At 37.6% G+C, this 11,699-nt stretch carries 8 protein-coding genes and 1 riboswitch; of the genes, 3 read left to right on the forward strand and 5 right to left on the reverse strand.

Annotated elements, in window-relative coordinates; all coding sequences use genetic code 11:
* Window positions 1-10 precede the first annotated feature (10 nt).
* On the forward strand, window positions 11-550 hold the full coding sequence (locus D569_RS0100125) for an NUDIX hydrolase (RefSeq protein ID WP_018930356.1): 540 nt from the start codon (window positions 11-13) through the stop codon (window positions 548-550).
* A 262-nt stretch (window positions 551-812) separates the two neighbouring features.
* On the opposite strand, the gene D569_RS0100130 is transcribed toward D569_RS0100125, so the two are convergent.
* Entirely contained in the window at window positions 813-1,730 is a 918-nt protein-coding gene (locus D569_RS0100130) for an LCP family glycopolymer transferase (protein ID WP_018930357.1), read from the reverse strand.
* A gap of 242 nt (window positions 1,731-1,972) precedes the next feature.
* Here D569_RS0100130 and trhA point away from each other — a divergent pair, with 242 nt between their 5' ends.
* Window positions 1,973-2,620, forward strand: a complete 648-nt coding sequence (trhA, locus tag D569_RS0100135; RefSeq protein WP_018930358.1) for a PAQR family membrane homeostasis protein TrhA — start codon at window positions 1,973-1,975, stop codon at window positions 2,618-2,620.
* Between the two features lie 119 nt (window positions 2,621-2,739).
* Window positions 2,740-3,891, forward strand: a complete 1,152-nt coding sequence (locus D569_RS0100140; RefSeq protein WP_018930359.1) for a TIGR04053 family radical SAM/SPASM domain-containing protein — start codon at window positions 2,740-2,742, stop codon at window positions 3,889-3,891.
* A gap of 552 nt (window positions 3,892-4,443) precedes the next feature.
* Here the strand turns inward: D569_RS0100140 and D569_RS0100145 are convergent.
* The 4 genes from D569_RS0100145 to pelA form a co-directional block, all read right to left on the reverse strand.
* Window positions 4,444-4,815: a hypothetical protein gene (locus tag D569_RS0100145; RefSeq protein WP_018930360.1), complete on the reverse strand. Its 372-nt coding sequence runs from the start codon at window positions 4,813-4,815 to the stop codon at window positions 4,444-4,446.
* 99 nt (window positions 4,816-4,914) lie between these two features.
* Window positions 4,915-5,229: a DMT family transporter gene (locus D569_RS0100150; protein ID WP_018930361.1), complete on the reverse strand. Its 315-nt coding sequence runs from the start codon at window positions 5,227-5,229 to the stop codon at window positions 4,915-4,917.
* A complete protein-coding gene (locus D569_RS0100155; protein ID WP_018930362.1) occupies window positions 5,229-5,561 on the reverse strand; it encodes a DMT family transporter in 333 nt (110 codons plus the stop codon). Before D569_RS0100155 ends, D569_RS0100150 begins: the two co-directional genes overlap by 1 nt.
* Window positions 5,562-5,995: 434 nt before the next feature.
* A riboswitch (guanidine-I (ykkC/yxkD leader) is annotated at window positions 5,996-6,092 on the reverse strand.
* 16 nt (window positions 6,093-6,108) lie between these two features.
* The gene (gene pelA, locus D569_RS23785) at window positions 6,109-11,679 is read right to left on the reverse strand and encodes a pectate lyase (protein ID WP_018930363.1); all 5,571 of its coding nucleotides are present in this window, start codon (window positions 11,677-11,679) and stop codon (window positions 6,109-6,111) included.
* Window positions 11,680-11,699: the final 20 nt, after the last annotated feature.

An 11,699-nucleotide genomic window follows, 5' to 3' on the forward strand; every position in this document is an offset into this window, starting at 1 on the left:
GGGAGTTTCATTGGCAGATAATGAATGGAAGATAAACCATAGTTCCACTACACAAGTAGATCGGTTTAAAATAACGATCGATGAAGTGTTACTTGCAAATGAACAGACACAGAATTTTTCGTATATTGAATTTCGGGAAGGTGTCTGTGTTTTAGCAATTACAAACGATAATAAAGTGGTCATGCTAAAACAATATCGTCATCCATTACAATCCACTGAACTTGAATTTCCCGCAGGTATGATTGAAGAAGATGAAGAACCTCTTTACGCTGCACAACGGGAGTTATTAGAAGAAACAGGATATCAGGCAGAAGATTGGCAATCTCTCGATTATTTCTATCCATCTCCTGGTTCCACAACCGAAAAAATTCATTTGTATTTGGCAACAAAGGCAACAAAAGTAGATGATCAATTTTTAGATGAGCTAGAAAACATCGAGGTTGAAATAGTTAATATGAAAGATTTTTGCAAACTGGTAGAACAAGGCATTTTTCGGCATGGTGCCGGTCTCGCGTGTTGGGCTCGATATTTAAGTATGTCTTTCAATTAACTCCCAAAGGCTTGCCATTTTAGTGACTGTAAGAATTAATTTAATCTTACCGTCACTTTTTTGCGTTTATTCTTTGTGCTAAACCCTCCAGGCCTTATCACTTCATACTAAATATACCCGCGATTCCTCTAGTAGCCATTATGAAATATATCGCCACTCCAGCTCCCAACATCCCTTTCCCTACCTTAGTCTGTTTTATATAAGTTGTGATACCAATGTTATATACTTTCCATACAAAAAAAGCTAAAGCCCTTTTCAGGCTTTAGCTATTGATCATGTCTCTTACTTTCGCTACTTCTTCCTCCGGAACAATGTAATAATAAATACCGTCGATCGTTGTTCCTGACCCTTGCACTTGATAGCTTGTCACATTTTTTCTTGTATCGGTATAACCATTCAGTAGTGACTTCATTGCATTAAAATCAAGGCTAGTAGACATATTATTACCCATAATATCGATTAGCTCGTTCACTTTGGTAACATTTGCTACGTTAGCACCTTCATTAACAATTGCTTGTATTACTTTACGCTGACGTTCCGTTCTTCCAAAGTCACCAGCTGGATCTTGCTTTCTCATTCTTACATACGCAAGCGTCTTTGCACCGTCCATTTCAACTGGACCTTCTGTAAATTGGTACTTGTTGTCACTCCACTCTATCTCATTGTCAACAGTAATCGTTCCGAGCTCGTCGACCAATTCTTGTAAGCCTTCCATATTGATACGAACAAAATAATCAATTTCAATGTCTAAGAAATTTTGAACTGTTTGTACTGCCATATCAGCACCGCCAAATGCATAGGCATGATTAATTTTATCCTCATTACCTCTACCTACAATCAGTGTACGCGTATCTCGTGGAATACTAATTAACTGCATCTCATCTTTTTCTGGCTTTAATGATAATACCATTAAAGCATCTGATCGACCTGAATCATTTCCGCGCTGATCCACACCTAATAACAATATATTTAAAGGTTCAGCATTTTCAGTTTTCTCTTTAACTTTTTCCATGTCGATCGATTCTACCGGATCATGCATTTTAGTATCGAATGTATCCTCCACATTATTCACAATCGACCAAACATAACCACCCACTGCTAATATAATAACCAACAAAATAATAAGCGGTGTTAAAATCCACCATTTTTTTGATTTTCTTCGATTTGATCTTGTTTCCACTCTCAATCAACATCCTATCTGATTTTTCTAATTAATCTTTCATCATTATAGCACAATAAGACTACAAAAAGGAAATTCCTTTTGCATTTTTTAGCAATTTATCTCATTTTTTGTATGAGTATATCAAGGAAATATATCGAGAAGTGCAGATTTTTACAGCTAATCACGAATACTTGCATTTCCATAGCAAAAGGCAGATAATAATAACAGGAATTTTTCAAACATGGAAGGAACGTGTCAAAATGGGGTCTACTCATGAATTTTCAGTAAAAGAAGAAATTGCTAATTCTGTTACTCACGGAATTGGAATGGCATTAAGTATTGCAGGATTAGTTATTTTGATCGTCTATTCATCACTATACGGTACAGTATGGCATATCGTTAGTTTTACTTTATTTGGTGTTACAATGGTACTCCTCTACACATCCTCTACTCTGTTGCATAGTCTCCGAAAAGGGAAAGCAAAAAATGTTTTTGAAATATTGGATCATTCATCGATCTATTTCTTTATCGCCGGTTCCTATACTCCCTTCTTATTAGTGGTTGTTCGAGGATGGGAAGGTTGGACATTATTCGGCGTTATTTGGGGACTTGCAATTGGCGGAACAATATTTAAAGCCTTTTTCGTTAAAAAGTTTTTATATTTTTCCACGATACTGTATGTATTGATGGGCTGGCTTATTGTATTTGCTTGGCAGCCACTAGTAGAAAATATGCATCCTAACGGGCTCAAACTTTTAGTTATCGGTGGTGTATTGTATACAGTTGGTGCTGTTTTTTATGTATGGCGTGGGTTTAATTATCATCATGCATTATGGCATCTGTTTGTTTTAGCAGGATCAATTGCTCACTTTTTCGCTGTTTTGTTATATGTATTGCCAATTCAATAATATGAAAGAAGCTCCAGTCAATGGTGCTTCTTTTTTTATCTATATGTGTGCATTTCATCACATCCTATCGATGACAAGAACGATACAATATAGTTAACACCTTTTAAGGAGGTACTATATTGACTCAGCAACCACCGTTTTTTAAACCGAGAGACTATCATAAAGATCCTTTTATTGTTATATGGGAAGTTACACGTGCTTGTGCATTGAAATGTCTTCACTGCAGAGCTGATGCACAATATCATCGTGATCCCCGTGAATTAAATTTTGATGAAGCAAAACAATTAATTGATCAAATCCAGTCTATGAATAACCCGCTTCTTGTATTTACTGGTGGTGACCCACTGGAACGTGAGGATTTACTGGATATTGTTCAATATGCTGTCCAAAAAGGAGTTCGTGTCTCCATGACACCATCCGCTACCCCTAATGTAACAAAAGAAGTGATGCAAAAAGCAAAAGAGGTCGGATTATCTCGTTGGGCATTCAGTATTGATGGTCCAAACAAAGAGGTGCATGATTTCTTCCGGGGCACTACTGGTTCTTTTGATCGTACGATTGAAGCCATTAACTATTTACACGAACTTGGGATGCCACTGCAAATTAATACCGTCATTTCTCAATATAACATCGAATACTTAGAAGAGATGAGAGCATTAATGGAACAATTAAATGTCGTGCTATGGAGCGTATTCTTTCTTGTGCCTGTTGGACGTGGACAGGATAAAGATATGATTTCACCAACTGAACATGAGAAAGTATTCCGCTGGTTATACCAAGTATCAAAGACAGCTAGTTTTGATATTAAAACAACTGCTGCACAACATTATCGTCGTGTCGTGCTTCAGCAAAAAGCAAGAGAACAAAAAATCGAAAAAGATGATATCGCATTTCAGAATGTCTTATCAGAAGGTGCAATTGGTACAGTGGATGGATTAGGTCGAGCGCCTAAAGGTGTCAATGACGGGAATGGTTTTATTTTCATTTCTCATATTGGCGATGTCTACCCAAGTGGCCTACTCCCTGTCAAAGTAGGAAATGTCCGTTTGCAATCATTACCGGAAATCTATCGGGAATCACCTATTTTAAAACAGTTGCGCGATCCAGACCAGTATAAAGGAAAATGCGGCATTTGTGAGTTCCGTCATGTATGTGGAGGATCTCGTTCTCGAGCTTATGCAGCAACCGGAGATTATTTGGAAAGTGAGCCCTATTGTGTTTATATACCTCGGGCGATGCGGAAAAAGAATAAACAAGGCAATTTTTTATAGATTATTCATGATTTCAGTAATGTCATGATCCTATCACTATCATATTTGTTTTTATTGTACTTGCATCATGCCAATTATCGATTCTTTTAATCTTGTAATAAAGTAGAAAAGTCGTGAACACGATCACGGCTTTTTCCTTTTACTATTGATTATTAAATTCTCAACCTTTTCATCAGAAAACCTAATGACAAGAAAACTGGCAAACAACGCCGTCCATAATTACTTTGGTAGTAATGATGAAATAGTTGAACAACTTGATCACCACTCAGGCTGCCCACTTCCCTTTTCGTGGGGTTTGCCCTTCAGCTAACTTTTTTGAGCAAAACCCGCTCAAAAAAGTGGATCTTCAGGTCAAACAATTCCCACAGGAGTTGAAGTGAGCGGTCTCCGTTAAGATCTGCTCTACAACATATGTCAGAGCTAAAAACTTGATTTATTATCCAATAAAAGCACTAAAATATAGCATTGATATCTCTAAAAAAGTTGCGATATCAATATTTATATGCTTTCCTTACAAAGTAAAACAAACTGAACGACATATTCGTTCACTCATCAGGCATCTTTTTTCAAAACACCTATTCCAGCTAATATTACTTTTGCGTCATTAGTCAAAAAATTTAATGCTTCTTTTTCCATAAAAAGATTAGGGTTTTCCTTTAAGATTAACTTAATACCTCTTACGTCGAATTGTTCAGCATACACATTGACAGCTCTAATCGAAGCTAATTCTTTCTTATCCAAACTTCTATAACCAGATTCCTGACGCTTCATCATAAAACTTAAGATCTCCCGGGCGTTATGATTTAATAAGTGCCTTTTTTCTTTTAATATTTCAAGGTTATCCTCTATATAACGTCTGGATGTCACTAAGTCAAGATTCTCTGTAGCATGATTGATACTTTTTATAAGTTCACTGAATCTCATATCCATCCTCCTGATCTCAATTCAAGATAACTATATCATATATAGGGATATTTAACTATATTTTTTGTTGAAATTAATATTTTTTTGTCGAATTTGCGCTTAACCTAGCAATTTTAACCCAACAACTGCTAATATGATTAATGCTAGAAAGAAAATTCTTTTAGCACTTTTAGATTCATTATAGAATAAAATCCCAACAATGGCTCCGCCTGCTGCACCAATTCCTGTCCATATTGCATAACCCATACTCATTGGAATGGTTTCTAACGCATTAGACAAAAACAAAAAGCTTAACGCAAAACTTGCAATCATAAAACTAAATACTGTCTTTGATTTTTGTCGATGCCACTGATTCATCATGATTACTGCTAACATTTCGAATACCCCTGCTATAATTAAAAGTATCCATGCCATTAGTTACTTTCCTCCTTTGGTTCCGATGTCGATTTTAGACCAATAATACCGATCAACAGCAGAAAAATTAGTGCAATTTTAGTAAGATTAATTTCCTCATTAAAAAAGAAAGCACCAACTACTACAGTCCCAGCTGTTCCTAAACCTACAAATACGGCATAGACCGTTCCGACTGCAATCTTTTCTCCAGCCATAACTAGGAAATAAAAACTAATAATAATAGCGATAACTGTACCAATCCACTCCAAAATTTGATCGGAGTGTGTTAAGCCAATTACCCATAAAACTTCAAATACTGCAGCGATTATCACTTTTAGCCATTCTTTTAACATAACAACTTCCTCCTTACTTTTTTCACAAAAAAATATTTTGATGTGCAGTAAAACTGCCATTCATTAAAGAAAAACTGAAACTCCTTACAGATACACATGTACTCGAAGTTAAGAAATATTTTGATTTAGTACCAATTTAGTATTCAAGAAGGTTGATTTTGGTACTAAAACCTGTTTTAAGTACCAATTTAATAGTTTGTTTTTTATTTTTGGTACTTAATTGACTGTTTAGTACCATTTTGACTTTATGCAAGTTATTTTTGGTACTTAAATTAAAGGCATATTGATTCCCAAAAGTGTCATGTCAGAAAGCGAAAGGATGATGAGTTATCGTAGGGCGATTCGTGAAGTCGCCTGGTTTTTGGGCGCTCGGAGCTAGACATCTGCGCAAATTTTATACTTTCCTTACACACTATAAAAGCCTGGGAGAATGAATCTCCCAGGCTTTTATCCTTCCGTGTCACAGTAGTTACTGTGTGTTTTCTCTCGGACCAGTCCAACATTTGTTGCGGAACCCTAGAAAACAATTACGATATGCTATTGTTCATTATTGTACCATCTTTTGATTTCTTTTTCTAACAATTACTAATAACCCAATTCCCAATCCTAACAATACTCCACTAGCTAACAACCAATTAAAAATATTAGTTGCAGTATCAGGCAAACCAAAACCTCCGCTTGATTTTTCACCAGAAGTTGCATCTTGGTCTTGTTCATCATCTGCAGTAGCTAATACACCATAAGTTGAGAAGTGGTCAACTGTTGTAGTTACGACACCATCGCTTACCTCACCACCAATAAGCTCCCAGCTATTAGTTGCTTCATTGTAATAATAGATCGCTACATTTTCTGTATTATCATCATGCCCCATGATTAATTGGAATTCACCAGTATAATCTTCAAAACCTTCAGGGAAAGTAAATTCGAAGGTATATACATCACCTGCAACTTGAAGATCCCCTAAATTTTGAGGTTCTGCTTGTTTAACAACTAAAGTCGTTCCTTCCGGTAAGTCGCTCGGTAAAATCACTTTAGTTGGTGAATCAGCAATAGCAATTATCATATCTGCAGCTACTTCTATTTCTTCACCTAATTCAACTTTCATTTCTTTCGTGTTATTACTTGACTCATTGTTATCTTCATTTTCACCTTCAGGGCTTTCTGTTCCTTCGCCATCACCATCTTGTTCAGATCCATTTCCAGGTGATTTATCATCATTTTCTGCTTTTTTACCAGGCTTTTCATCAGACCCATCACCTGGCTCTTTATCTGAATCCTCATCTGGATCTTTACCCGGCTCTTCTATCGGATCTAACGCATATGGATCCCAACCTTTTAATACGTTTTGTACGGTCCAGTCAGCAGCCTCTTCATCTGTTAATTGACGACGTGAATCATTGATTACTGCTCCTGGTCCTTCATTTTTATACTCATATAAACGTGCATCTTCAGGTTGTAAGCCGCTCATTGATGTCCAGCCTTCTGGCTTGATATGCGCACCAAGTTTAGTTTCCATGATGACAACACTTCCAATTGCATCCGGATTGCCACCAGCTGGCCATGGTCTACCTAAATATACAGTTTCTGCAGGTGCATCACTTGTAAATTTACTGTCGATAAATAACATGCCGTATTCTTCTGAAATTAACGTACTGGCTGCGGTCACATAACCATTATTTGAGTCAGAACCTCGATCCAATGAATGAATAACAGAATCTTCAATGACAATACTTGCTGCTCCAAAAATGAAGTCAACATCCCCTTCGATATAGACATCCCCATAATACTGCGTACCGGAATGTGCATATAACGTATCTTGATTACCGATAAAACGGACATCGTTGAAATATTGACGATCACCACTGGCATAAACTGCTACAGCTTGCTTTCCTTCGACATCAGCACTTTCATCAAAGGAATTTTCCAAAGTTAGATTTTCGATACGAAGATCATCTGCTCGTAAATAGACACTAGCACTGCCACTTGTCCCAAGCGTTCCACCTACACCATTGTCACGACCAGCATAATTATCATACGTAATGATCGTATCGTTTTTACTTTCACCTAATAAAGTAATAAAAGGTTTATTCGTTGAAATAGTGACTACTTCTTTGTACATACCATCTTTAATAAAAATGGTTACAGGATTACGATTTTTTTCCGGAACAGCATCTATTGCAGCTTGAACAGTCTCGTAATCTCCTGATCCATCCTGTGCAACAACTAAATGACTTTCGATCTCATTCATTTGCTTTGTTTGTCCTTCCAATACTTTAATATCTCCTTGCACTAATGTCCTGCCATTTACATCAACAGAGTCGGTACCTGTTACTTGAACAAATACTTTATCCGTATAATCTCCTGTCGTTTGCATGATTTCCAACAATTGAGTTGCCCAATGGCCACCCCAGGAGTAACCATCTCTTCTTTCTGCTTCTATTTCCATAATATCATGTTTAATCACCCCATCACGGCCAGAGAATATCGGTTTATTCGTACCTATTTCATAGAAACGGTACCACGCAGTTGAATTCGGATCTTCTACAAAATATTCATTGTTAGGATCACCACTAACATATCTGGTATTTTCCAATTTCACTTCATCAAACCATTCTAACGCTGCTAATACAGCTTCATTAATTTCCTCGGTCTGTGGTCGAGACAATAAATAACGAACAATCCCGACTGACTCTGATCCTGAGATGGAAGGATGCTCATAAGATCGAGCCTCTTTCGGTTCATAGGTATAAGGATCATGCTGTGCACACCAAGCAGTTAGTTTACCATCCACTTCAATTTGCGCATTTAAAATATAGTCAATACCTAATTCAATCGACTCTTGCGATTTGATAACATACTCTTCACTGATTAGATCAGAATCAAATGGATAACGTTGCTCTGCAACTAAATCCAATAACTCCAATACATTAATCATCGCTTCATCATTAAAGGTTACATAATCAGAATAGTTGCCCCTTTCAGGGTAAACCTGTGCAAAACCACCTGTTTCATACTGAAGCTTGAATAAGAAATCTAAACCTTTTTCAATGCTTTCTTTATATCTAGGATCTTTCGTTTCTTGATACACTTCTGCTAAATATTGCAACTCTGAAATGGTTGCATCATTATCAATTGTACCTAACTCAACACCATCATTGACCCACTCTGAGCGTGATTCTTTACCATCCCAAGGACGGGTGTAGATATGTGGCCAGTTTTTCGTCCATCCGCCGTGATCCATTTGCCATGTTAATAGATTATCTGCTTCTTCTACAGCCGTATCTAAATCTCCAGAGAATCTTGTTTCCTCAAATTCGACTGGATACTCACCATACTCATTCCATTCGTCTAAACTATGCATCACAATAACGGTTTGACCAAATTGATTCGTAGCCACTGCGGCCTTATCTATATTTAAATTTGTAAATCCTGGTGCTAAGAGTTCCCATCTTCTCGTCGGAGCTACTACCTCCAGATCTGTTGGTGTAAAGTCTTCAAAGTAACCATTTAATGTAACAACAAGTAAATGGTTCGATACAGCATGTACACCTGCAATATCGACCGTTTCACTTTCATTTTCTGCTTCTAGTAAAGCAACTAAATCTCTAGCTTCACCCCATGTTACTTGTTCACTTTCAGACTCCGCTGTTTGATCAGAAACTGCCTCTATAATTTGTACTGCTTCATCACCAGTAATTGTCTCATTTGGACTTACCTTCCCATCACTTACTAAGTGATCTGCATAGCCTAATGCTTCAGCAGTTTCAAGCACAAAGGAATACCACTCTTCAGTTGACGTTTCCCAAACCGTTTTCTTCTCAGTCAGGCTTTTGAACTGTTCCTCATGCACATAGCCAAAGGCTTGATTCACTAAAGAGAAAAATTCAATTCTTGTAATCGCTTCTTCATTCGTCGGAAGTTCATCAGCTACGATGCCTAATTCTTTCAATTTTTTCAATTCGACACCACTAATCACTTCTTCGAGTTCAGCATGATCCATTTCAATCGGGCGATCATTACCTGCATCAGATTTATTATGCACACGCAGGTGGTCAATATTTGCTCCACCGCTTGGACCTACTCCGGTAGCTCGAATGGTATTTTCACCAGCTACAAGCAGAGCTTTCGTAGATGTATACTCCCAATTCGCCCAATCACCTGTCGGGTCAAAAGCAAGTTCTTCTTCTACTACTTCACCATTCACTTGAATTTCTGCTGGACGCTGATCTGTACCACCATGACCATAACGGAAGTCCAAGAAATACTCTCCCTCCGCTGGAACATGGACTGTCCATTCCACCCAGCTTCCAGGAGCATTAGGGCTGTAATCGATAAAACCATCTCCGGTAAATCCAGCATGTTTATTATCAATTATCACCGTGCCTTCTTCTAATTCCGCCTCTTCTGCTTCATAAATTTCATCATACTCCATTAACACGCTTAAGTGATCAATGTTCGCTCCACCACTTGAACCAACTCCAGTTGCGCGAATAACATTCTCACCTTCTGTTAATGTAGCTTTTGTGGTGGTATATTCCCATGTTGTCCAATCACCTGTCGGGTCAAAAGCTAGCTCTTCTTCTACGACTTCACCATTCACCTCAATTTCAGCAGGACGAAGATCTGTGCCACCATGAGCGTAACGAAAATCCAATGTATACTCACCATCAGCAGGCACATTGACTACCCATTCGATCCAGCCACCTGGAGCATTCGGAACATAGTCAACAAAGCCTGTACCAGTAAAACCAGGATGCTTGTTATCAATAATCGCATCATTTAAATTTGCATCTTCCGCTTCATAAATATTTCCAGCAACAGGCTCTGATGGTTCTTCTGGTTCCTGCGGCTCTTCTTCCTCCGGTTCTTGATAAAGATTACCTGAGATTTTTAAGTCGTCAACATAGTGTCCATCTGTTCCACTGTTAGGAGTGAAACTCTCCACAAAATTAACTTTTTCTGCCGGTTGATTAAGCTCCGCTTCTTCATGCACTAGTTCATCATCAATATAAACATTGGCATGCTGACCGTCTAAATCAATTTCAACTTTTACTTTATACCATGTTTCTTCTTCTACTTCTACTAACGGATGATATTGATCACCTGTGCGATACGTAATAGACCCATCTTTTGTTTCAATTATTACCGGTGTACTATTACCTTTAATTCTCATCACTTTGGTTGAACTAGTATAGTTTGGCTGCATAAATAACATTTCAAATGTCGCTACACCGCCAAGATCCTCCACCGTTTTACTTAAAATAACATTTGTGTCGTCACTAGTATCATCAAGGAATACACTCTTATTCTCTTCAGACGGCACATCGACTACCGTTACGGTTCCCCCGCCTTCGGATACATCAACATTTGTAGGAACCTCACCTGTTACATCCTCATTGAAATCTGTTTCAAAAACAAAATCAGCTTCCGGTGTTTCCGGTGGCAGTTCTACTTCTTCTACTTGTGAAATACGAAGATCATCAATATAATGGCCTAATGCTTTACTTCCAGGAGTAAAGGATTCTATATAATTGATTTTCGATGCATCCTCGTAAAAGGCTGCCCCTTCTACTTTTAACTCATCATTGATAGAAACATCAACTGTTTTTTCTATTAAATCTACTTCAACTTTTAGATCGTACCATTCATTTTCTTGCAACTCTACTAAATTCTGATAGGAATCATCACTGTTTCGGTAACCAATATGGCCATCATTCGTTTCAATAATGACGGAGGTACCGTCACCTTTAAGACGCATAACTTTTGATGAACTTGTATAAGTTGGTTGCATAAATTTCATCTCGATCGTTACCTGATTATCCAAGTCATCCAATGATTTAGAGATTAATACATCATCACTCTCACTTGTGTCATTCAGATATACACTTTTATTTTCTGCATCAGGTAACGCCTCAACGGTGACTTCTCCACCAGCTGCAGATACATCTAAATTCGCCGGTTCTGTACCTGTTTCCTCATCATTGAAATCATCCTCAAAAATAACAACGTTGTTAAAATCAGACTCAGCTTTTACCAACATGACTGGTATTGTAGAAAATATGGTCGTAAACATTAACATAAAAATTAGGAATAAGTTAATTGCTTTTTTACCATTCATCCATGAATCTCCCTTCTCTT

The sequence above is a fragment of the Gracilibacillus lacisalsi DSM 19029 genome (assembly GCF_000377765.1).
In the GTDB taxonomy this organism is placed as follows: domain Bacteria; phylum Bacillota; class Bacilli; order Bacillales; family Amphibacillaceae; genus Gracilibacillus; species Gracilibacillus lacisalsi.

Coding starts and splice junctions, on each gene's coding strand:
- trhA (WP_018930358.1), top strand. CDS start 1,973: ATGGGGTCTACTCATGAATTTTCAGTAAAAGAAGAAATTGCTAATTCT.
- D569_RS0100145 (WP_018930360.1), bottom strand. CDS start 4,815: ATGAGATTCAGTGAACTTATAAAAAGTATCAATCATGCTACAGAGAAT.
- D569_RS0100150 (WP_018930361.1), bottom strand. CDS start 5,229: ATGGCATGGATACTTTTAATTATAGCAGGGGTATTCGAAATGTTAGCA.
- D569_RS0100155 (WP_018930362.1), bottom strand. CDS start 5,561: ATGTTAAAAGAATGGCTAAAAGTGATAATCGCTGCAGTATTTGAAGTT.
- pelA (WP_018930363.1), bottom strand. CDS start 11,679: ATGAATGGTAAAAAAGCAATTAACTTATTCCTAATTTTTATGTTAATG.